Raw genomic sequence first — 21,395 nt, forward strand, 5'->3', positions numbered from 1 at the left:
GGCCCGCCGCCGCGCGCCCGGCCTCGGACCGCCCCCGATGGGGGAGCCCGGTCCGGGTGGGCTAACCTATGGGCAGAAATCACTAGAAATACGAGAGACTTGGTTTTCAAGTTAAACTGGCGTGCCGGTCGTACACGTACGTGATCCGGCCCGTCCCGGAAGGGCATCCCACGGTGAGCACGCGAAACACACCTCCGCCCCGGCGGTCCCGCTGGTGGGTCGGGGCCGCGCTGCTGGTCAGCCTGGTCTGGCTGATCGGTGCGGGGCCGCTCGGCATGTTCCTGGGCAAGCTCGGTGAGGTCCAGACCAACGACCCCGGAGCGTTCCTGCCGGTGGGGTCCGAATCCACCGAGGTCGGCGAGATCGCCGAGGACTTCGACCGTGAAAACGCCGTCCCCGCGGTCGTGGTCCTTTCCTCGGGTCAGGAGCTCACCGAAGCGGACCTGGCCGACACGGCCGCGCTGGGGGAGCGGATCGCGGATCAGCCGTGGGTCTCGGGCCCGGTTATCGGCCCGGTCGAGGGGACCGAGGACTCCTCCGTCGCCCAACTCGTCGTCCCGATCGGGTCGCAGTACGACACCGGTGACTCGGTGGCCGATCTGCGCGCCCTCCTCGACGACGAAGCCGTCCCCGGCCTCCAGGCCGAGGTCACCGGACCCGCCGGGTTCGCGGCCGACCTCGTGGCGGCCTTCGGCGGTATCGACTCCACCCTGCTGCTCGTCGCGATCACCGCCGTCCTGGTCATCCTCGTGGTGGTCTACCGCTCACCTCTGCTGCCGGTCCTGGTGGTCGTCGCCTCCCTGCTGGCCCTCGGGCTCTCCGGCGCCTTGGTCTACGCCGCAGCCGACACCGGGCTGGTGACCCTCAACGGCCAGAGCCAGGGCATCCTGTTCATCCTGGTGGTCGGCGCCTGTACCGACTACGCGCTGTTGCTGGTCGCCCGCTACCGGGAGGAACTGGCCGCCCGCGATCGCGTCCCCGACGCCGTGCTCGCCGCGGTCCGCGGGGTCACCGGCCCCGTCCTGGCCTCCGGCGGAACCGTCATCCTCGGCCTGCTCTGCCTGCTCGCCGCCGACCTCGCCTCCACCCGCAGCCTCGGACCCGTGGTCGCCATCGGTGTGGCCGCCGCGATGCTCGCCGCGATGACCTTCCTCCCCGCGGCCCTCGCCCTGTTCGGCCGCGCCGCCTTCTGGCCCAGCGCCCCACACCACAAGCGGCATGAAGAGGGCCAAGAGACCGAACGGGTCCTGGAACAGCACCCGTTCTGGGGCCGGATCGCCACCGCCGTCGCCCGTCGCCCGCGCGCCTACTGGTTGGGTACCGCGGCCCTGTTGATCGCCGCCGCGGTGTTCGCTCCCCAGTTCAGCGCCCAAGGCACGGGCCAGGCCGAGATCTTCCGTACCGACGTCGAGGCCGTGGACGGGCAGGAGACGCTCAACCGCGGGTTCGGCGCCGACTCCAGCGCCGCCCCAGCGCTGGTGGTCGCGGAGGAGGGCTACCTCGACGAGGTCGTGGCTGCCGCCGAGAACCTGCCCGAGGTGGACGGCGCGAGCCCGGTCACCGAGGCCGGCCCGCCCGGCGCTGAGGCCCCGCCCCTGGTCGAGGACGGCCGGGTGCTGGTCGAGGTGGTACTGGCGGCCGACCCCGAGTCACCCGAAGCGGTGGACGCCGTACGCGACCTGCGCTCTGAAGTGGGCGCGATCGAGGATGCCGACGCCCTGGTCGGCGGGGTGAGCGCCACCGACCTGGACACCCTGGAGACCGCGCAGCGGGACTTCGCGGTGGTCGTGCCGCTGGTGCTGGTGGTGGTCTTCCTGGTGCTGATCCCGCTGCTGCGGTCGATCGTGGCACCGTTGCTCCTGATGGCCGCCAACGTGCTGTCCTTCGCCGCCGCCCTCGGCGTGGGAACCCTGGTCTTCGACCACGTCCTGGACCTGCCGGGAGCCGACCCCGTGGTGCCCCTGTTCGCCTTCGTGTTCCTGGTGGCGCTGGGGATCGACTACAGCATCTTCCTGATGTCCCGTGCGCGGGAGGAGACCCTCCTGCACGGGCACCGGGAGGGGATCCTGCGTGCGCTGACGGTGACCGGAGGGGTGATCACCTCGGCCGGAGTGGTGCTGGCCGCGACCTTCGCGGCGCTCGCGGTCATCCCGCTGCTGTTCCTGCTGCAGGTGGCGTTCCTGGTGGCCTTCGGTGTCCTGGTGGACGCGCTGCTCGTGCGGACACTCCTCATCCCGGCGCTCTCCCTGGACACGGGACCCCGCCTGTGGTGGCCCGGCCGCGCGGGCCGGGTCGCCTCCGGTCGGCAACAGCGGCAGTCCCGGTCACAGCGGAAGTCCCGGCAACTCCCGGTACGCCCGGCCGAGCTTGCCGAGTAGCTCGGGCTGGGGGAGGTGTACCCCGTCGATCGAGGCGACCGGGCGCACGCCCGTGGCGGCGTTGGTGACGAAGGCACCGGCCGTCCTGGTCGCCGCGACGGCTGCGAGGGGGCGGGTGGACACCGGGACCCCGAGGCTGTCGGCGACCTGGTCGACCAGGCGCATCGTCACCCCGGGGAGGCAGGGTGCCTGCGGCCAGACCAGGCCCGTGCCGTCCAGGAAACCGATGTTCCACGTGGGGCCCTCGGAGACGCGGCCGTCCACGCCCGTGAAGAGGGCGTCGTCGAACCCGTCCAGCTGGGCCGCGCGCCGCTGCCGGATCACCCCGAACAGGCCGGTGCCCTTCACCGTGGGGGTGTCCCGAGAGAACAGCCGGGTGCCGAGGTGGACCGGCGGCGGCGCGGAGGCGGGTGCGGAACGCGTCGTGACCAGGATCTGCGGGAGGGTCTTCGCGGAGGGGCGCCCGAGGTCCAGCGAGGGGTCGTAGACGGTCACGCGGACCACGGAGGGGGAGGGGTGCCCGCGGGCGGAGCGGCGGGCGAGTTCGCGTACGCGCGGGATGTCGAGTTCGGTGCCGAAGAGCGTCACGCAGTCACGGCTCAGGCGTTCCATATGGAGGTCGAGGCCGCGTACCCGCAGGTCCGCGACGAGCATGGTCGTGAAGTGCCCGTAGCCCTGCAGGGCGAGGCCGGCGAGTTCTCCCGTGCTGACGGGACGTCCGTTCAGTTCCATTACGGGCCCCATTCTGGCACTTCGGGACCTCCGCCAGGAGGCGGTTGCGGGTCTGTGAGCCAGATGACCGGATGGGGGCCTGATGACAAGGGGAGTTGGGGTTGCGCCAAGGCTGGCGTGGGGCTGCTGAAGGGGGGTGGGGGTGCGCCAAGGCTGGCGTGGGGCTGCTGAAGGGGGAGTTGCTTGGGTGGGGGTTGCTTGTTGGGTGCGGGTTCCCTCCTTTCCCGCCGCCCGATTGTGGCCGTCTCCGCTACGCGCCTCAAGGTCGTCGCCATCGAGCGCTTCGCGCGTCATTGGCGCTCCACCTTGACCCGCTCCGCTACGACGGCGGGTTGGCGGCTATGGAAAAGAGGGGCTGGGTGGTTGAGGTCCGAGGCCTTTCGGGCTTCGCCCGAACGACCGAACCCCCTCGGCCTGGCGGCCGATACCTGCCCCTGCGCCGGAGCGTTGACGGGTCGGGTGTCACGGCCGGTCATGGTCTGCGGCGAACCCCTTGCGGTCGGGCCGCCCCTTTTCCCCGATGATCTTGCCCCTGTCTCCACCCTCGGCCGTCGAGAATGGAGACAGGGGCAAGATCACCCCCGTTGAGGCACCTGGAATTCCAGGTGCCGACAAAAGCCAGAGAAGGCGGGGAAATAAAGGCACTTCCGGGTGGAGGGAGAAGGACGACCGGAAAGGTCCCCGGGGCGCACACCCGGGGAAAGAGATCTGAAGTTACCGCAGGTAACACTCCCTTTCTCGCGCCTTTTCGTTTATGATGGAAGAATGACGATCTCTCCTGCGGCACCCACCCCCACCGGGTTCACCCCGGTGGATGTTGCGGTGGACGCTGCCCGGGAAGAGAGCGTCGGCTTCTTCGGCCGCGACGTGCCGCTGGGGGCGGCGGGTGAGGTGTTGGACCAGGCCACCCGGGTGTGGGAGCAGCTCGACCAGATCAAAGTCAGTATGGCCGCCCGGCTGGCCCAGCTGGAGGCCACCGGGCAGCTGTTGGAGCAGGGCGGGCAGAAGAGCCTGGAAGCGTGGCTGCGCCACGCCTTCGGCATCCCCGCCGCGCAAGCTAATGACCTGGCCCTGATCGGGCGCGCCGAATTCCGCCAGGAAATGACCCCCACACGGGAAGCCCTGGCGCAAGGAATGCTGTCGGTGGGTGAAGCTGCCGCGGTGATCAAGGGCGCCGATGCTGGGGTGGAGAAAAGGCAGAAGAGCGACCACCCCGACCCGGAGCTGTTCCGGGCGAAAATGGAGTTCGGGATCCTGAACTTCAAGGAGACCCGCCCGAACATGTCGGTGGGCCAGATCACCCGCTTCGCCCACCAGCTGTGCATGGGGCTCAACCCCAACAAGGTGGAAAAAGACCACGCGGCCGCCCACGCGGCCGCCCACGCGGCCCGGGGCGCCCAGCTCGTCACCACCTTCGACCGCACGTTCTTGTTCCAGGTGTGGGGCTCTCCCGCTGACGCCCTGCGGATCCAGGTGGCGTTGGACAACTACCAGGTGCCTTTCCACCCCGAGGACGGGCTGTCCAAGTACGAGCGCACCTACGACGCTCTGATGGCCGCGTTGGGGTTCGCCCAGTCCCACCAGGGGTGCGAGACCCCGACTACGGCGACGGCGTTGATCAACATCACCGTGCCCGCCACGTCCCTGGCTGGCAACGAGGAAGCCGAAGACGCCGCACCGGCTACCACCGACACCGGGCAGGTCGTGCCCGTCTCGGTGGTGCGTGAGCTGCTGGGGGAGAGCTGGATCCGCCGCCTGGTGGTGGAGCAGAAGAACGGCCAGGTCCTGGACGTGGGCCGCTCGTGCCGGCTGGCCCCGCCCAAGATCCGGGCGGCCGCCTTCCACGGCCACACCAGCTGCGCCTGGCAGTACGGGTGCGACGTACCCCTCCCGTGGACGCAAGCTGATCACATCGTGGAGTTCTGGCAGGGCGGCACCACCAGCGCCACCAATATCCAGCCGCTGTGCGCGACCCACAACCAGATCAAGCACCGGTGGTCGGTGCGCAAGGACCGCCGGATGTGGTCGGGCCGCAACCGAGGCCGCACCGGAAACCGGGATGGGGCTTCGGATGGGGATGGGGACCCAGCCCCACACCCAATCCCGCACCCGTAACCGGCCACCCCCAACCCCCAATCACCCCGCGTCCGCCGGGCCCCTACCCGCACACGCCCATGCCCAGGCACCGAGTCCTCCACCCCCGGGTGTCCGCCGCACACCATGACCAGCCGCGACACCGCCAGGCGTCAACGCTCCGGCGGAGTGGCCCACCGGCCGCAGGCCGCAGTAGTTCGCAGGGGTGATTGACCGGCCGCGACACCCGACCCGTCAACGCTCCGGCGAAGTGGCGACCGACGGCCGCCAGGCCGTGCTTGTGCCGTTGGGCCCTCCGGGCCCATCGCCTCCCCGACCACACGTCCCCCGTTTCCTGATAGCCGCCAACCCGCCGTCGGAGCGAAGCGGGTCAAGGTGGAGCGCCAATGACGCGCGAAGCGCTCGATGGCGACGACCTTGAGGCGCGCAGCGGAGACGGCCACCATCGGGCGGCGGGAAACGGGGTAACCCGCACTAGCGGCAAACCCTCACCCACCGGGCCCCACGCGCCAACACCCCCCACCCACCGGGGGAGCTTCCCCCGGGCTCAGGCGATCCGTGCCCGTGTGTTCCGTGCCCGTGCGTTCCGGGCTCACGCATTCCGCCCCCGGAGCATCCGACCCCATACCATCCGGGCTCACGCGATACCCGCTTCCGACAGGAACGGGCTCGGCTCGCCGCTCCAGGACACGTGCAGGTGGTCCCGGGCCCTGGTGCAGACCACGAAGAGCAGGCACCGCTCGGCCATCATGTCCGCCCTGTGCTGGAGCTCGTCCACCTCCTTCGGCGTGATCGCCTTGGAGTTGGGTACCGACCCGTCGGCGACCCCCAACGCCGCGATACACCGGAACTCCAGCCCTTTGAGCGAGTGCATGGTGCCCACCCGTACGCCCGGGGTCTCGTTGTCGGCCTCGCGCAGCCCGCACGTCTCGATCCCCGCGCCGTTCAGGGCCGCGACGGCCTTCTTGCCCACCCACCCGGCGCGGACGGCGACCGCCACCGAGGAGGACTCCACCCCCGCTTCGATCCAGTCGCGCACCCGCTGCACGAGCGCGTCCAGCTCCCCTTCCAGATCATCGGCGGCGTGCGTGGTCGGCGCCGGGCCCTGGAGCGCCGAGCGGTACCCGGACAGGGATTCGGTGCCGCCGTCGGCAAGGGACTCCACCTTCTCCCCGTCCAGCAGCGGCCGGGACCAGGTGAGGATCTGCTGGGTGCTGCGGTAGTTGCGGCGCAGCCGCTGCGAGCGCCCCACCACGTTGATGCCCAGCGCCTTCAGGGAGACCTTGGCGTCGTAGATGCGCTGGTGGGGGTCGCCGGCGATGAACAGGTCGTCGGGTGCGGGCGCCACGGCCGCGCGCAGGAACCGCCACTGGGCGGGGTGCAGGTCCTGGGCCTCGTCGACCACCACGTGCCGGAAGCGGGGCCCGGTCTCCTCCAGGATCTGGGCGGCCAGGTCGCAGCCGCGCAGGTGGGTCTGCACCCCGTCGGTGTCCAGACCCTCGGCGAAGGAGGCCATGGCCTTCCACACCGGCTCGCGTTGGGCGGCGGCCAACCGGCTGCCGCGTCCGCTGCGGGTGGCGGCCCGGTACTGCTCCAGGGTGTCCAGGCGCTGGGCGAGCACGACGTGCCGGTACTCCTGCTGGAGGAACTCCGCGGGCCACTCCAGTCCCCGGTCCCGGACGATGCCGCGCCAGCGGTCGAGCTCCTGGTTATCGGAGATGAAGCGGGGGGAGCGCCCGCCGTCCGCCTCGGCCAGGACCTTGCTGGCCTGGGAGTTGACGGTGGTGATGTCGAGCCGGTCCAGTTGGGCCGCCCCGTCCGCGAGCTGGTGGATGCCCGTGCCCAGCGCCGTGGCGAGGGTGTTGGTGAAGGTGGTGAGGAGGATGCGTTCGTCGGGGCGCAGGTAGGCCAGCAGGTGTTTGACCCGGTGCATGGCCACGACGGTCTTGCCGGTGCCGGGGCCGCCGGTGACCTGGTAGCTGCCGGGGTAGCTGGCCTTGTAGGCGACCTTGCGCTGCGCCGGGTGCAGGAAGGTCCGCCAGGCGGCGAAGGGCTGGGAGAGGATGTCCTCCAGCTCGTCGAGGCCGGAGACCAGGCGGACCCGGGTGGGGGTGTTGCGGATGGCGGTGTCCAGGTCCGTGCTGACCGCGCCGGAGGGGCGGTGGGCGACGATGTCGCGCCAGACCTCCTCCACGGAGAAGCCGGCGGCCAGGTACTGCAGCACCTCGGCCTGGTCCTCGGGCAGGAACGGGACGATGTCGGCGAGGGCGCCGGCGTCCACGGCGGTGCGGGCGGCCCGCAGCACCTTGTCACGGATACCGAGGGCGGTGAGGTCCCCGTCGGAGACCCGGGCGAACAGCCGCTGATCGGGCGAGGTGGGAGCGGCCCTCTCCTCCAGCTCCGGGGTCAGGCGCTCCAGCCCTTCGGCGTCCCAGATCTCCACCGAGCCGGTGAGCCGGTTGACGCCCGCGTCCTGCTTGTTGGCCCAGACGTAGGCGGGGTCGTGGTTCATGACCTTGAGCAGCACGTAGCTGTCGCCGCTCGCGGGGGCCAGGACCACGCCCCGGTAGAAGTTGTCCACTTTGAAGGTGAAGATGCTGCGGTTGCGGCGGCCCTGGGGGTTCTTGAAGTTGAGGCCCTTGTCGGCCTTGAGCTCGGCGGGGGTGAGGAGGCCGAACTTCTCCATGGCGAGCCGGACGTTCCTGCGCGCTGACGGGGGGAGTTCGTCGTACTCACAGCTCTCGAAGAACTGCTTTCCCAGGGCGAGTTGGGGCATGGGGGAGGGGTCTCCTTCTGGCTGGGTCTGCTCGGCTCCGGCTGGTGCGGCTGGCTCCGGGGTGGGACGGCTCGGCTCTGGCTGTGGCTGCTCTGAAGGGGGCTGCTCTGACTGGGGGCCGGGTTCAGCCGCGGCCGGGTCCCAGCCTTCCCAGGAGGTCGGCTACCTGGAGGGTTTCGGGGGCGTTCGGTCCGTAGGCGGCGCGCAGGTCGGAGTAGAGCGGCCGCAGTTCCGCCGCGGCGCGTTCGGCGTCTCCCGAGCGCAGGCGCCACATGGCCATCTCCCGACGCAGGTCCAGGACGTCCTCGGAGTGTTCCCCGTGGGCCGCCCTGATCCTGCCGAGGACGTCCTCGGCCGCCCGCAGGGCGCGGGTGGTCTCGCCCAGCCGGGCCATGCAGTAGGCGGCCTGCTGGCGGCAGAGGAGGGCGCGTCCGTCGTCCGGTCCAGCCTGCCGTTCGAGAACGTCGGCGAGGGAGGTCAGTTCGGGCAGGGCCCGGCCAGCGTCGTCGCCGAGGACCAGGGCGGTGGCGCGCAGCAGGCGCAGCTCGACGACCTGTGCCGACTCGGTGCCCAGCGCGGCCGCGGCGGGCTGGATGACGTCGTCGAGGACGCCCACGGCCTGGGCGAAGCGGCCCTCGTCGAGGAGCGCTTGGGCGTGGCCGTCCGCTTCGGCCAGCTCCCCGGGGGCCAGTCCCGGTACCGCCTGGCCGGTCGGTTCGACGAGTGTGGGCGGCAGTGTCCGGTTCGGTACGGGGGTTGCCGCCCGGGGCCGGGGCCCCATGGGGCGCCGGTAGGGGCGGGTGGGGTCCGGCAGTGCTCCGGGGGGCAGGGGCTTGTCGGGGGCGGAGGGGTCGGACTGGGGCAGGTGGGGAGCGAGCCGTTCGTAGACGTTCTGCGCGGTGGCGGGCCGGTCCTCGGGGTCCTTGGCCAACAGGTCCAAGACGAGCCGGTCCAGGTCCTGGGGTAGGTCGGGGCGGTGCTTGGACGGCGGACGGGGCTGCTCTTCCACGTGCGCCCGCTGCAGGGCGAAGGGGGTGTGGCCGGAGGAGAAGACCTTGTGGCCGGTGAGGGTCTCGTAGAGGACGCAGCCCAGCGAATAGAGGTCGCTGCGCGGGTTGACCCCTCCGGCCAGGACTTGTTCCGGGGGCATGTAGGCGCAGGTGCCCAGCTGGCTGCCGGTCATGGTGATCCGGGTCGTGTCGGTGCGCAGGACGGCGGCGATGCCGAAGTCCAGGACCTTGACCGTTCCGTCGTCGGCGACCATGACGTTGCCCGGTTTGAGGTCGCGGTGCACGACGGGGACGGCGTGGGCGTGGGAGAGCGCCGAGCAGATCTGCGCGGCCACGGCGACCGCCGCCGCGACGGGCATCGGGTCCGGGGCGTGCTCGTTGATGACGTCGCCCAGCGGGACCCCGCGCACGAGCTGCATGACCAGGTAGAGGAGCCCTTTGTCGGTGTCTACGGCCGCGTCGTAGACCGCTGGCACGTTGGGGTGTTCGATACGGGCGGTGATGCGCGCCTCGCGCCGGAAGCGGCCGGCCATTTCCGCGTACTTGGCGGTCTCGCCTACCAGGTCGGGCCGGATGACCTTGACTGCGACCTGGCGGTCGAGGACGGTGTCGTAGCCCCGGAAGACCTGCCCCATCCCGCCGGTGCTGATCGGATCGGTGATCTCGTAGCGGTTGGCGATCCGCTCGGGTGTGGCGTGCACCGGGCCCCATTCCGCCTCGGGCGCGGCCGTCGCCCTCCCCGGCCCGGCCGCGCGGCTGTCGCGTCCTTCCGGTGGCGATCCTACGGGGGCGCGGGGTCGGGGAGGCGGCCCGATGGTCCCCAACCGGACATGCGGCATGACACGAGGGATTGCCGAACGCCAAGCCTCACCTTCAGAGATCAGTAGTTCCGGATCACTGCATGCTGTGCCGGAAGAACCCGGGTGCCGGGACACGGGCCAATCAGGTCTGAGAGGCCCAGAACACTTGGAGGCAGATCAAGGCGATGGGCAGTACCACCGCGAGCACTCTGACCGTCGCATGGACACGGAAGACAATGAAGATCCTCATGGAGATCCATTGCAGAAAGTAGCCGAAAAGGCCCAGGACTAGGGGAGTTACCAGCAGTGGGAGGCTGATCGGTTCGGTGAGGAGCAGGGAGGCGGGGATGCCGAAGTACGGAACGGAAGCTGTGAGCGAGGCCGTGACAACGGCTGCGGATTCGGCCTTCTCTCCCTTTCCCATTCCCATGATGGCGAACGCCAACAGTCCTGCCAGTGTGATGACGAACAGCAGCCCGGTGTAGGCAGTCGCGAGCACCAACACGTCTCTCGGCGTGTCCTGGCCGGAGGAGACCTGAAAGGGCATGAGCAGCACCCAGCAGGCATGGATTCCCGTTCCCGGCAAGAGCATGGAGAGCGGCGTCATCACGGACGTGGACGGTGGCGCTGAGCTGGGGCTCTCGGCACTCCACCGTGTTCGTCGCATCCGGCTGCCGCCTTGAGATCGATGAAGGAAGATTTCTGACGCCGTCCTCATACTACATTTCGCACTGCGTTCTAGGATTCCTCAATGCAGTTCCCGGACACCGGCCGGTGCCCGGCCCAGCATCCGGGAATCCGGGCTGTAATGGAAGAGCACGGGGTGTTTGGCGTCCCACAGTGCATCAATGAGGCGTTTGGTCAAGTGCCGGTTGTAGAAGTGGCGCAGCTTGACCACGGTGTCTTCGGTCCAGGAGGACAGGAGCACGGTCGGTTGGGCGCGGAGTAGGCAGGAGGCCGCGCCGGGCTGTGGGGCCGGGCGCGGCCTTTCGGGTGGTGGGGCGTGGGCGGGTGGTTACAGCAGGCCGGCGCTGAGGTGGTGGGCCAGGGCTCCGGCGAGGGCGGCGAGGGTGTAGCCGGTCAGGCGCCAGGCGGCGCGGCCCAGGCGGCGGGGTTTGCGGTGGCTGGCCGGGCGCCGGATGCGGCGCGGTAGTGGCGGGCGCACCGGGCGGGGCCGGGGAAGTGGCGGTCCGTCGTCGGGGGCGGGCCGGGGAGGCGGAACCGGGGGTACCGGTGGGGGCTGCGGTGGTGGCGGGGGTCGGCGCTGTTCTTTGAAGGGCTGGTTGTCGCGTTCGGCCAGCCGGGCGGCGTGGGTGTGCATCCAGGCGGGCAGTGTGCCGTGGGCCTGGCGGTGGGCCACCCGGGGGTTGTCGGCCATCTGGGCCAGCAGGCGCTGTTCCCGGGTGGAGGACGGCGGGGTGCCGGGGCGCGGGAAGCGCCGTCCCCGGGGTGCGTCCAAGACCGCGCGGACCCCGGCGGAGACGGGTTCGGCGGTCATCGCGCACCCTCCCTGTCGGCGGGCGCGGCCACGGCGGGCAGGGTGAACTCGGCCCATACGGCGGTGCCCAGGCCGCCGCAGAACGGGAGGTCGACCACCGCCCGGCTGCCCCACCGGGCGGCGAGGGCGTCGACGATGAGCAGGCCCCGGCCGCGTTCGGCCTCCTCCCACTCGGTCACGGTGCGCTGGCGCGGGATCTCCGGGCGGGTGGGGGCGTCGTCCCGGGCGCCGTCGTCGACGACCGACAGGTGCAGGGTGTGGAGGGTGGGCATGGCCAGGGTCCGGATGACGCGGCCGCCCGGCTGGCCGGAGCGGGAGTGGTCGGCGGAGTTCGCGAACATCTCGCTGGCGCAGAGGGTGACGGTCTCGGCGAGGTCGGGGCAGAGGTTTTCCAGGCGGAACAGGTCGGCGCGCAGGTCCTCGCGTACCCAGGCGGCCTGGGAGAGGTCGCCGGGGTAGACGCGGGAGGGCCAGCGCCGCCCCTCGAAGCCCGGGGTGGGCGTGTGGAAGGGCACGCGGGGACGGGGCACAATGGTCATGACGCACAGCTCCTTCGAGCAGGGGTCTGGTGTTGTCTCAGGGCTCTGGGGGCGCGGCTATCGCTCCCAGAGCCCGCTTTCATGTGGCCGCCACTTGGTGAGCGGCTATCCCGGCGGCGAGCTGGCGCTCTCCCCGGTGACCAGGCCGAATCGGCGCATCCTGCGTTGCCTCGGTTCCACACCGCGCTTGCACGTGTGTGGACTTCGGCGCCTCCAGAGCTGTGCCGCCTTCTGCCCTACGAACACTAGAATGGACTCATCAATTGATAAGATCAAGTGGAGGACCTAAATTGATGAGTATGTCTGGTTCGTCAGCCGCTAGCATCTCCACCATGGTCAAAAGGTCCTCACCGACTGTGCGCCGTCGGCGCCTGGCCCGCGAGCTCCGCAGGCTGCGCGAAGCCGTAGGGATGTCAACCGCGCAGGTCACGCGAGAACTCGGCTGGGCTTCCGGGCGGATCAACCACCTCGAAAGCGGAAGACACAGAACCGACCCCAGCGCGCTCAGGGACCTCATGCGCCTCTACGGGATCGAGGACACGAAGAGGGTCGATGCCATCCTTGCCCTGGGGCGGCAGGCCAGAGAGAAAGGCTGGTGGCACAGCTACAATAACGTCCTCGACGCGGACTACCTCGGGTTCGAAGCTGAGGCCGCCACCATCAGCGTCTACCAGCCAGCTACCGTCCCCGGCCTACTGCAGACCGCTGACTATGCGGCGGTGTCCGCGCGGGCGAGCGGGGCAGTCACCGATGCGGACATCGACCGGGTTGTCACTGCTCGCCTTGAGCGCCAAAAGCTCCTGCACGAAGACCTGAACCTCTTGGCCATCGTGGACGAGTGCGCACTCCTCCGGGCAGCCCACTCCCCAGAGGTGGCAAGGAAGCAGATCACACACCTCATCGGCCTGGGAGAAGGGGTCAACCGAGTCACGCTGCAAGTGCTGCCGCTCAGCGCTGGGCTGCATGCGTCCATGGGATCGGGCTTTGTCATCCTGGACTATGCCGACGAATCCGACCCCTCACTCGTCTACCTAGAAGGGCGCACCGGAGGCACGTTCTTGGAGAAAACCGATGAAATCGATGACTACCGGCAAGTACTTGCGTCCTTGATGCGTTCAGCCCTGAGTGAGAGCGAATCGATCAAGACACTCAAGAAGATCTTGGAAGAAGCCTGACATGGAGTTTCGCAAGTCTTCCTACAGCGCTACCGAGAGCCACTGCGTTGAGGTAGCCGACCTTGGACGGGGAAGAGCCGTCCGCGACACCAAGCACCGGGAGCTGGGCGCACTCTTCTTCGGCGCCGATGAGTGGCAGGCCTTCCTCGGCACTGCCAAGGACAACCCTCGCTAGCCACCCTCCTCTGGTTGATCCGTTCGGCCCCGCACGCTGTGAGTCAGCGGGCGGGGCCGAGCGCTTCGCGGATCAGGCGGCCAGCTGTCAGACGGTGCTGAGGCCGTTGCGCTGGCGCAGCAGCCGATAAGCAACCCGGCTCATGGCCCGGTTGATGGAGCTCTGGAAGTCCTGCTCACCGAAGTAGCGCTCGGTGAACTCGACCCCGCTCTCGTACCGCTCCATCACGGCCTCCTTCATGGCGGGTTCGAAGGCGTGCCGGAAGGCGCCCTCGTCGTTGTTGACGGCGGCCATCTCCAGGTCGGGTTGGTCCACGACCGACTGGAACCGTTCCTCCACCATGAGCTTGTCAGCCGCGTTGAGGTTGTGGCCGAAGTGCTCGTTGAAGACCTCGATGATCTCCGACAGCAGTTCCTTCCTCCCCTCGTTTGACCCGCCCGCGCCGTCGGAGAAGCCGGGCAGCTCCTGGTCGCCCTCCGCCTGCAGCCGTAGGTCGTCCTCGGCCTTGCGGAACAGCTTCAGGTGGCTGAGGTCGACGTCCCCGAGGTCCACCCCGCCGTCCTTGCGCGCGGGCAGCTTCCGCAGCAGGAAGCGCCCGTAAAGGTACAGGCGCTCCAGTTCGGCGTCGGGGTAGCGCATCACCTGGGCCAGGAAGGCGTACTTGGTGACGTAGTCGTTCAGGTCCGCCCGGAACTGGCCGGCTGACCCCGACACGCCGCTGACCAGGAAAAATAGTTACACCCTTAACTTGACACACCCCCACCCTGTGCGGACCCGCTGCTGGTCTCGCTCTCTGAGCTGCACACCAACGCGTTGAAGCACACCGCCTCGGGGCTGCCCGGAGGTCGCGTGCGCATCGAGATCGAACGGCGGCGAAGGCTGTTCCTGCTCCGCGTGACCGACGACGGCCCCCGCATTGGGCAGGAGGCGACTGTGCCCGAGGCGCGCCCGGTGCCGGGGGAGTGCGGACCTTCGGTACTGCTCGCCGAAGGCGGATACGGGCTTGCCATGGTGGACGCGATGGCCCTGTACTGGGACTTCACCCGGGAGCCGGGCGGCGGGCTGACCGTTCGTGCCGCTTTCGACCGTTCCGGGCGTACGCGGATGGCCGCGTGAGACTCCGCGACCGGTTTGTGGTCGGTCGGGGTTGAAGCACCTTGCTCACCCAAGCGAACATCGACAACCCCTCGCTGGAACGGCGTGTTCAGTGGGGAATCCAGGGCCCTGGGCCCTGCCTGGCGTGGGTGGGAAGCGCAGCCCTGGGCGGCGTGCAGCTCGGGGCCAGAGACACCTGTTCATGCCGAAGAACGAAGAACGACCAGAAGTGGAGGCGCCCCGACACGGTGCGGCGAACACCGGGCCGGGGCTGACATCCCCACCTGAGAAAGCAGGAGGAGGTCCGTGGAGAAGCCTACTGGTAGGCACCGCAAACCCGTACGGGGCTGGGGACAGCGCGTGCGGTGGCTGTTCGGCGCGGTCCTGGCCGCTGTGCTGCGCAGCCCGCTCGAAGTCGCACCGCGCCGCAACAGCGACCGTCCCCGGCGCGAAGGCCGGTTGGCCCTGGAACGCCGCGCGACCCCCAAGGTCCTGCTCGCCGCCTCTGCCACGACGCGGAGCAGGACGGTAGCCGAACTCGCTTCCGCGGAGGGGGAACCCGAGCCTGAGCCGGGGTCGGTGCGGGTTCCGCCACCTCGACGGCCACACCCTTCGGAGCAGGGGTGGTGTATGGACGATGACGGGGTTCGCGGGGTGCGCCTGTACCTGTTCCACGATTCGGAGCGGGCTCGCGCCAGCAGGGCGCGCACCTCGGTGGGGGAGGGGCCGGGGGAGTTCGACGACCTGGCCGCCGCGGTCCGCACCTGGTTGAGTCTGACCACCTGAGCGCACACTCTCGCTCTCGGGGCGGTGCCGTAGGTGGCACCGTCCCGATTGCTTTGCGTGGTGGGAGTTCTAGCGTCGGCCCGCGCCGTGGTGAGGCAGGTGTGAGCCCCTTCTGAGCTAGGCCTGAAGGTGTGACGAGCCGCTCGCAGCGGCCTTCAACTCCGGGCGCGGGTGTGGCCGGTTCGGGGAATCTTCGTGCGGGGTGTCGAATCCCGGGGTGCGGGCGTGCTTCTTACTCAGTGAAGGGCGAAACAGCCGTCACCTGGGAGGGTGCCCGTGAACGAGTACGAACAGACCCTTGCGCGACTGCTTCCCCGGATCACTGACCGGGACAGGCGGATTCTCGTCGGGTTGTGGGAGCACCGAGTGCTGACCACTCACCACTTGCACCAGATCTACTTCCCCGACGCGGGCGCGCGGCGTGCCCGCAGCCGGATGCTCAGCCTCCACCGGTACGGGGTGGTCAACCGCTTTCGCCGCCATGCCCACGACCGCAACGCACCCGACTACTGGATTCTGTCGCCGACCGGTGCGGTCTTGGTTGCTTTGCACCAGGGCAAGGAACCGGACGCGCTCAACTTCCGTGGAGACCGGGCTCTGGCGGTGGCCTTCTCCGCCAAGTTGGACCACATCCTGGGGCTGGCGCAGTCGCGGGTGGAGTTCCTCAAGGGCGCACGGCAGGTGGGTGCCGAGGTCCGCGGTTGGCGGGGCGAGCGCGGCTGCGAACGCGAATACGGACGTCATATCCGCCCCGACGGGTTGTTGTTCTGGTACCAGAGCGGGAAAAGACTGTGGGCGTTTGTGGAGTACGACACCGGTTCGGAGTCGCTGACCCAGCTCGCTATGAAGATGCACGGCTACGCGCGTCTGGCCGAGACGAGCAGGCTGCCCTCGGTAGTGCTGTTCCTGGTGCACTCCGAAGAGCGCGAGGCCAACGCCGCGAAGAAGCTGGCCCAGCACTGTTCGAAGCAGGTGGGGGTGTACCTGAGCACCCACCACCGGATGGCGTCGTTGGGAGCCGGACGTAGGGTGTGGCGTTCGGCCACCGATCCGCGGCCGCTGAGTCTGCTCGACATCGCCTTTCTCCACCCGTGGCGCAAGGCGAAGGAGGAAGACTGATGGGCGCGGATCGGGCAGTGAACCAGTGGGCCAATGGGAGGTCCGCCCCGTTGTCCCGCCGTTGCTCCGACCGGTGGGCCGGGTGGGGGACCCGCCTTGGGTGGACCACCCCTGAGTCTGGACTCACGGCAGGTCAGACGGGATTTGGGGTGGTCCAGCGGTCGCCCCGGCTTTTTACCCCAGTAGGCGGTTTCCATCACGTAGGGCGGGCGGCGGCCCGGGTGTGCGGGGGCGTGAACGCCCCCGCACACCCTCACCCGGCAGGCCTCTCAGCCTGCCGGAAACCCTCCCCGCCAACCCAGCCGTCATCAGATCAGCCTTGCTCTACTTCTGCCCTGACGACCATGACTGCGCCGATGATGAGGCCGGCCGGGCTGCGCGAAGCGAGGTCAGCGATGCCCGAGCCCGGCCGCGCGAAAGGCGGCGCCCATGGATGACGAACCCACACACGGGGCGGACGGGCCTCGCGCGCCGCGCTCGGACGGGCCGGGGCCGGTGCGCGGCGTGGCGGGCCGGAAACCGGTGCCGCGCCCACCGGGCGCGGGCGGGCCGTCAGGGGCCCACCGGCGCGCTGACGGCCCCACGGCGCCCGATGGCGGGGCCGCCGGGGGCTGGTGGGGGTACGCGGCCTGTCGGGGCCGGGATCCGGATCTGTGGTTCCCGTCCCAGGGCGGTTCGGTGCGTGCGGCCAAACGGGTGTGCCGGGTGTGCCCGGTGCAGCTCAACTGTCTGGCCGAGGCGATGCGCCGGGACGAGCAGTACGGGGTGTGGGGCGGTGCTTCGGAGGAGGAGCGCCGCCGCTACCGGGTCGCGGTGCGGGTAGAGCGCGAAGGGGGCACGCGTGGGCGAAACCGAGCGGCGTGAGGGGACAACGGAAGGTGCCCGGCCGGAGCGGTTGTTGACGATCCCTGAGGCGGCGCGGGTGCTGGCGGTGCCCGAGTCCTGGCTCCGGGAACGGGTGCGGTTGCGCAGGGTCGCGCACCGCAGGCTCGGCAAGCACGTGCGCTTCAGCGCGAGCGACCTGGAAGCGATCGTGGACGGGGCGGCCCAGCACGCCCTCACCACCAGGCGCATGGCCCACCGTTGGAGGCAACCCGGGTAGTGAGGGAGCCGACAACGGGGCCGGTGGTGCGGATGCTGACCCGTGCCACCGGCCCCGGGCGTTCCTGCCCTTGGGCTTTAGGAGATCAGGCGCAGGCGCTGCTCACCGCCGGGGTCGGTGCGCGGCCTCGGGGGAGTGGGCGGACCGTCGATGGCCTCGATCATGGTGTCGTCGATGTCGGTGACCAGGTGCCCGTAGCGGTCCATGGTCGTGGTGATCGAGGTGTGCCCCAGACGGCGCTGGATCTTGAACATGTGCACGTCCTTCTCGATCAGCCACGCTACGTGGGTGTGGCGCAGGTCGTGGATGCGCGGCTTCTTGCCCAGCCCGCGCCGTTGGGCCTCCTTGACGCCGGGTGCCCAGCGGCGGCCGTAGAAGGAGGAGTGCCGCCACCAGGACCCCTGGTCGGTGGTGAAGACGAACTCCTCGGGCTTCTTACCCTCCAGCCTGGGGCGTAGCAGGTCGATGGTGCGGGGTGAGAGCGGCAGGCGCCGCCGGGAGCTGCGGGTCTTGGGCGCTCCCAGGTGGAAGGTGTTGTTCGGTCCGCGCTTCCAGGCCCGGCGCACGTCCAGGTGCCCGCGCACCTGATGCTGTCCCTCGTGGTCGATGGTCGGGGTGAAGCTGACGTCGCGGACCTGCAGGGCAACCAGTTCGCTGTAGCGCATGCCGGTGCGTACGAATACCTCGACCATGTCGCGTACGTCGGGGTGCATCGAGTCCCGGAGCAGGGTGAACTCCTCGCGGGTCAAGAAGCACATCTCGGTGTCGGCCTCGTGATCGGCGCGGGGCAGTCGGGTGCGGGCGGCGGGGTTGGAGGGCCGGATGGGCGGGTCCTCACGTACGGCGGCCTCGCAGATGGAGAAGAGCAGCCCGTGCAGGTTGTGGATGAACTTGGCTGAGAGGGGTTTGCGCAGCCACCCGGGTTCCTTCTGGCGGCCCCGGCTGGGGTTGGGGGTGCGGTAGGAGGCCTTGGGATCGGGGGTGCCGGTGCGTAGCTGGTTGACCCAGGCGCGGACGTCCTTGGGTTTGAGCTGGGTGACGTCGCGCAGGTTGACCTGTCCGAAGTGCGGGATCAGGTGGAGTTCGAGTTCGCGGTGGTAGTCGGCGCGGGTGCGTTCCTCGATGCCGGTCATGGAGTCGATGAGCTCGCGGGCGAAGTCGGCGAACAGCACCGGTTCGGCTTCGGGCCCCTCCTCTTCCTCGACCTTGATCCAGCCGTGGCCGGGGACCCACCCCTCGGCCCAGCCCCGGCGGGGTATCCAGTTCTCTGGCCAGTGGTGTCCGGCGGCTTCGACGTGGAGTTTGAAGGTGTGCGCGTCGGCGCGGGTGCCGAAGGGTTCGGACTGGGGCGCACCGCCACGGGTGCCGCCCAGCCGCCATTTGACCCAATAGCGGGCGCGTCCGTCGGCCAGGGTGCGCTGGTTGATGGTTGCCATGGGTGGACCATCGCTTGGGTGCGGGCGAAAGCGAAGGGAATCCGCGAAGGTCCTGGAAGATCTTTGCGCAGGCCAGGGCGGGTGTCCGACGGATGTACCAATGCGCGTATGCGGCGGGTCTGTGTGGTTGCGGGGCGGGTCTGGGCCGGGGTGCACGGGCGTGCACCCCCGCGACATCGGTGAGTGACGGGATGGGTGGTGCACACTCACCGGCCCGGGTTGTGGGTTCCGTGCACCCTCCGGTGCACCTCCGGCAACGCAAAAGCCCCTGACCACTGCGCTTTCGCGCTGGTCAGGGGCTTTCACCTCTGGGGTGAGTGACGGGACTTGAACCCGCACTCGCTCCGACCGCGGAGAAGAACCACCGCCGGACCGTAAACCAGCCGACTCCGGCCGACCGCGGTCGGCCAGGTCCCGGCTCAGGGCCGCTCCCTCAGGCCCCCGCCCGCACCCTCAGGCCCGGGTGCCGCTCTCGATCTCGGTGCACGCGGTGGTCAGCTGGTGCTCCGAGGTGTCCAGGTACTCGGTGAGCTCCCCGAACGCGGTGGCCGCGTCCCCGCGCTCCAGGGCGAGGTGGATGCGCCGGTTCCACTGGAGGTAGGGGTCGTGGAACTCGCGGGGCGCGGCCATCACGTGGAACACGAGCCGGGTCTCGGCGAGGACCTGCCGCATGAACTCGTTGATCCGCGCGCTGCCCCCCAGCGCGGCGAGCGCCTCGTGGAAGTGCATGTTCGCGCTGCCCATCCCCCACCAGTCCTCCTGGGCGCGGGCTGCTTCACCCTCGTCGACGGCGGCGCCCACGGCCCGGACCAGGTCCTCCGGTGCTTCGGCGGCTCCGCGCACGGCGGGAAGTTCCAGCGCCCTGCGCGCCTTGAACAGGTCGAGGACGTCCTCGCTGGTGGGGCGGCTGACGAACACACCCCGGTGCATGTGGTGCACCAGTATGCGCTCGCGGCTGAGCAGCCGGAAGGCCTCGCGCAGCGTGTTCCGGGAGACCTCGTACTTGCGGCTGAGCTTCTCCTCGGAGAGGCGCACCCCGGGTGCGAGCTCACCGTCGATGACGAAGGCGCGGAGCATGTCGGCGACGCGCTCGGCCTGGCTGGCGGGACGCGCCAGGGCGGGCGCGGGCAGCCGGTCGATGTGGTCCTCGGTCGCCGTCAAGTGAGCTCCTCCAGGTGCCTCTCGCATGCCCGCACCAGTGCCTCTCGCATGCCCACGCCAGGCGGGTCGGTCCCCCCAATGTTACGTACCGGAGTGCCGGGGATTTTACTGACCCGCCCCTTACCAAGCCTCCATGATTGAAGTATTGTTCAACAATCCAACGATGAGGTTGGAGTCACACAACCCCGCACCCCTGGAGAACCAGCCATGGGAGACAACCCCCCAGCGTCGGCACCGGTGCGCCCCCGCTTCGGCCGCGTCGCCCTGAGCAGCAGCCTGCTCGGCGCCATGTTCCTGATGGCCACCAGCGCCATCGGCCCCGGGTTCATCACCCAGACCACGGAATTCACCGCCCAACTCGGTGCCGCGTTCGCCTGCGCGATCGTCGTGTCGATCCTGGTCGACATCGCCGTCCAGCTGAACATCTGGCGGGTCATCGGCGTCTCCAACATGCGTGCCCAGGACCTGGCCAACAAGGTCCTACCCGGCGCCGGCTACCTGCTCGCCGTGTTGATCGTCTTCGGCGGCCTGGTCTTCAACATCGGCAACATCGCCGGAACCGGCCTCGGCCTCGACGCCATGATCGGTCTCGACCCGCGGATCGGCGCGGTCATCTCGGCCGCGACAGCGATCGTCATCCTGGCCGTCAAGAAGCTCGGTGTAGCCCTGGACCGCGTCCTGGTCGTCCTCGGCCTGCTCATGATCGGCCTCACCTCCTACGTGGCCGTGGTGTCCAACCCGCCCGTGGGCGAGGCCATGCGCCAGTCCGTACTCCCCGAGGCCGCCAGCAGCGACCTGTTCCTCGCCACCATCACCATCATCGGCGGAACCGTGGGCGGCTACATCAGCTACGCGGGCGCCCACCGCCTCATCGAGAGAGGCAAGGGCGGCCGCGAGAACATCGCCGCCATCACCCAGACCTCGGTCACCGGCATCATCATCACCGGAATCATGCGGGTGCTCCTCTTCCTCGCCATCCTGGGTGTGGTGACGGGCGGGGTCGCCATCATGGACTCTCCCAACCCGTCGGCCGAGGCCTTCTACCAGGCCGCCGGAGAGGTCGGGATGCGCCTGTTCGGCATGATCATGTGGGCGGCGGCCGTCAGCTCCGTGATCGGCGCTTCCTACACCTCCGTCTCCTTCGTCACCACGTTCTCCCCGTGGCTGGAGCGCCACAAGGGCAAGCTCGTCACCGGATTCATCGGGATCTCCCTGGCCATCTACCTGGTCTCCGGACAGGCACCGGTAACGCTGCTGGTCCTGGCCGGCGCGCTCAACGGTGTGATCCTCCCGGTCGGGCTGGGCCTGCTCCTGTGGGTGGCCGCCCGCCACTCCGCAACGTTGCTCAACGGCTACCGCTACCCGCGCTGGCTGCTCGGGGTGGGCGTCGCGGCGTGGGCCCTCACCGTCTACATGGCGGTCAGTTCCCTCGGCGGCATCGCCGAGCTCTGGCAGTGACGGCCCTTGGGTGTGACAGCCTCCGGCAGTGACCAGCCTTGGCAGTGACAGCGTGGTGGTA

The 21,395-nt window shown here is 69.6% G+C and carries 21 protein-coding genes; 11 read left to right on the forward strand and 10 right to left on the reverse strand.

Features of this window, described 5'->3' with window-relative positions; genetic code table 11:
• Positions 1 to 275 precede the first annotated feature (275 nt).
• On the forward strand, positions 276 to 2,378 hold the full coding sequence (locus ACYVDG_RS12530) for an MMPL family transporter (RefSeq protein ID WP_460750276.1): 2,103 nt from the start codon (positions 276 to 278) through the stop codon (positions 2,376 to 2,378).
• Here ACYVDG_RS12530 and ACYVDG_RS12535 read toward each other — a convergent pair.
• Complete coding sequence (locus ACYVDG_RS12535; RefSeq protein WP_460750136.1) at positions 2,325 to 3,110, reverse strand: aminotransferase class IV family protein; 786 nt, start codon at positions 3,108 to 3,110, stop codon at positions 2,325 to 2,327. The two genes, ACYVDG_RS12530 and ACYVDG_RS12535, sit on opposite strands and share 54 nt — an antisense overlap.
• A 765-nt stretch (positions 3,111 to 3,875) precedes the next feature.
• Between ACYVDG_RS12535 and ACYVDG_RS12540 the strand changes: the two genes are divergently transcribed.
• Complete coding sequence (locus ACYVDG_RS12540; protein ID WP_460750141.1) at positions 3,876 to 5,225, forward strand: HNH endonuclease signature motif containing protein; 1,350 nt, start codon at positions 3,876 to 3,878, stop codon at positions 5,223 to 5,225.
• Positions 5,226 to 5,841: 616 nt separating this feature from the next.
• Here ACYVDG_RS12540 and ACYVDG_RS12545 read toward each other — a convergent pair.
• The 3 genes from ACYVDG_RS12545 to ACYVDG_RS12555 all read right to left on the reverse strand — a co-directional run bounded on the left by ACYVDG_RS12545 (position 5,842) and on the right by ACYVDG_RS12555 (position 10,337).
• On the reverse strand, positions 5,842 to 7,980 hold the full coding sequence (locus ACYVDG_RS12545; protein WP_460750144.1) for a UvrD-helicase domain-containing protein: 2,139 nt from the start codon (positions 7,978 to 7,980) through the stop codon (positions 5,842 to 5,844).
• Positions 7,981 to 8,104: 124 nt separating this feature from the next.
• Positions 8,105 to 9,691: a serine/threonine-protein kinase gene (locus ACYVDG_RS12550; protein WP_460750147.1), complete on the reverse strand. Its 1,587-nt coding sequence runs from the start codon at positions 9,689 to 9,691 to the stop codon at positions 8,105 to 8,107.
• A gap of 241 nt (positions 9,692 to 9,932) precedes the next feature.
• Positions 9,933 to 10,337, reverse strand: a complete 405-nt coding sequence (locus tag ACYVDG_RS12555) for a hypothetical protein (protein WP_460750150.1) — start codon at positions 10,335 to 10,337, stop codon at positions 9,933 to 9,935.
• Here ACYVDG_RS12555 and ACYVDG_RS12560 point away from each other — a divergent pair.
• Positions 10,336 to 10,473: a hypothetical protein gene (locus tag ACYVDG_RS12560; protein ID WP_460750153.1), complete on the forward strand. Its 138-nt coding sequence runs from the start codon at positions 10,336 to 10,338 to the stop codon at positions 10,471 to 10,473. The two genes, ACYVDG_RS12555 and ACYVDG_RS12560, sit on opposite strands and share 2 nt — an antisense overlap.
• 65 nt (positions 10,474 to 10,538) lie before the next feature.
• Here the strand turns inward: ACYVDG_RS12560 and ACYVDG_RS12565 are convergent, their stop codons facing one another.
• From ACYVDG_RS12565 to ACYVDG_RS12575, 3 genes are all read right to left on the reverse strand, one after another.
• Complete coding sequence (locus tag ACYVDG_RS12565) at positions 10,539 to 10,718, reverse strand: hypothetical protein (protein WP_460750156.1); 180 nt, start codon at positions 10,716 to 10,718, stop codon at positions 10,539 to 10,541.
• An 87-nt stretch (positions 10,719 to 10,805) separates the two neighbouring features.
• The gene (locus ACYVDG_RS12570) at positions 10,806 to 11,288 is read right to left on the reverse strand and encodes a hypothetical protein (RefSeq protein WP_460750162.1); all 483 of its coding nucleotides are present in this window, start codon (positions 11,286 to 11,288) and stop codon (positions 10,806 to 10,808) included.
• Positions 11,285 to 11,827, reverse strand: coding sequence for an ATP-binding protein (locus tag ACYVDG_RS12575; RefSeq protein ID WP_460750166.1), 543 nt, complete (start codon positions 11,825 to 11,827; stop codon positions 11,285 to 11,287). The genes ACYVDG_RS12570 and ACYVDG_RS12575 overlap by 4 nt, the downstream gene beginning before the upstream one ends.
• A 332-nt stretch (positions 11,828 to 12,159) precedes the next feature.
• On the opposite strand from ACYVDG_RS12575, the gene ACYVDG_RS12580 reads away from it, so the two are divergent.
• Positions 12,160 to 13,002: a DUF5753 domain-containing protein gene (locus ACYVDG_RS12580; protein ID WP_460750171.1), complete on the forward strand. Its 843-nt coding sequence runs from the start codon at positions 12,160 to 12,162 to the stop codon at positions 13,000 to 13,002.
• A gap of 1 nt (position 13,003) precedes the next feature.
• Entirely contained in the window at positions 13,004 to 13,177 is a 174-nt protein-coding gene (locus tag ACYVDG_RS12585; protein ID WP_460750175.1) for a DUF397 domain-containing protein, read from the forward strand.
• 87 nt (positions 13,178 to 13,264) lie between these two features.
• Here ACYVDG_RS12585 and ACYVDG_RS12590 read toward each other — a convergent pair whose 3' ends face one another.
• Positions 13,265 to 13,891, reverse strand: coding sequence for a hypothetical protein (locus ACYVDG_RS12590; RefSeq protein WP_460750178.1), 627 nt, complete (start codon positions 13,889 to 13,891; stop codon positions 13,265 to 13,267).
• A 63-nt stretch (positions 13,892 to 13,954) separates the two neighbouring features.
• Between ACYVDG_RS12590 and ACYVDG_RS12595 the strand changes: the two genes are divergently transcribed.
• The 5 genes from ACYVDG_RS12595 to ACYVDG_RS12615 all read left to right on the forward strand — a co-directional run bounded on the left by ACYVDG_RS12595 (position 13,955) and on the right by ACYVDG_RS12615 (position 17,279).
• On the forward strand, positions 13,955 to 14,293 hold the full coding sequence (locus tag ACYVDG_RS12595; protein WP_460750280.1) for an ATP-binding protein: 339 nt from the start codon (positions 13,955 to 13,957) through the stop codon (positions 14,291 to 14,293).
• A 285-nt stretch (positions 14,294 to 14,578) separates the two neighbouring features.
• Entirely contained in the window at positions 14,579 to 15,058 is a 480-nt protein-coding gene (locus ACYVDG_RS12600; protein WP_460750182.1) for a hypothetical protein, read from the forward strand.
• 276 nt (positions 15,059 to 15,334) lie between these two features.
• Positions 15,335 to 16,177, forward strand: a complete 843-nt coding sequence (locus tag ACYVDG_RS12605) for a replication-relaxation family protein (RefSeq protein ID WP_460750186.1) — start codon at positions 15,335 to 15,337, stop codon at positions 16,175 to 16,177.
• Between the two features lie 429 nt (positions 16,178 to 16,606).
• The gene (locus ACYVDG_RS12610; protein WP_460750189.1) at positions 16,607 to 17,041 is read left to right on the forward strand and encodes a WhiB family transcriptional regulator; all 435 of its coding nucleotides are present in this window, start codon (positions 16,607 to 16,609) and stop codon (positions 17,039 to 17,041) included.
• Positions 17,042 to 17,075: 34 nt separating this feature from the next.
• Entirely contained in the window at positions 17,076 to 17,279 is a 204-nt protein-coding gene (locus ACYVDG_RS12615) for a helix-turn-helix domain-containing protein (protein ID WP_460750192.1), read from the forward strand.
• A 77-nt stretch (positions 17,280 to 17,356) separates the two neighbouring features.
• Here ACYVDG_RS12615 and ACYVDG_RS12620 read toward each other — a convergent pair whose 3' ends face one another.
• Together ACYVDG_RS12620 and ACYVDG_RS12625 are read right to left on the reverse strand one after the other, a co-directional pair.
• On the reverse strand, positions 17,357 to 18,715 hold the full coding sequence (locus tag ACYVDG_RS12620) for a tyrosine-type recombinase/integrase (RefSeq protein ID WP_460750194.1): 1,359 nt from the start codon (positions 18,713 to 18,715) through the stop codon (positions 17,357 to 17,359).
• Between the two features lie 453 nt (positions 18,716 to 19,168).
• On the reverse strand, positions 19,169 to 19,876 hold the full coding sequence (locus ACYVDG_RS12625) for a GntR family transcriptional regulator (protein ID WP_460750197.1): 708 nt from the start codon (positions 19,874 to 19,876) through the stop codon (positions 19,169 to 19,171).
• A gap of 207 nt (positions 19,877 to 20,083) precedes the next feature.
• Between ACYVDG_RS12625 and ACYVDG_RS12630 the strand changes: the two genes are divergently transcribed.
• Positions 20,084 to 21,334 carry an NRAMP family divalent metal transporter gene (locus ACYVDG_RS12630; RefSeq protein WP_460750200.1) on the forward strand — a complete coding sequence of 417 codons (1,251 nt, stop codon included), beginning with the start codon at positions 20,084 to 20,086 and terminating at the stop codon, positions 21,332 to 21,334.
• Positions 21,335 to 21,395: the final 61 nt, after the last annotated feature.

Source organism: Nocardiopsis oceani, assembly GCF_054777395.1.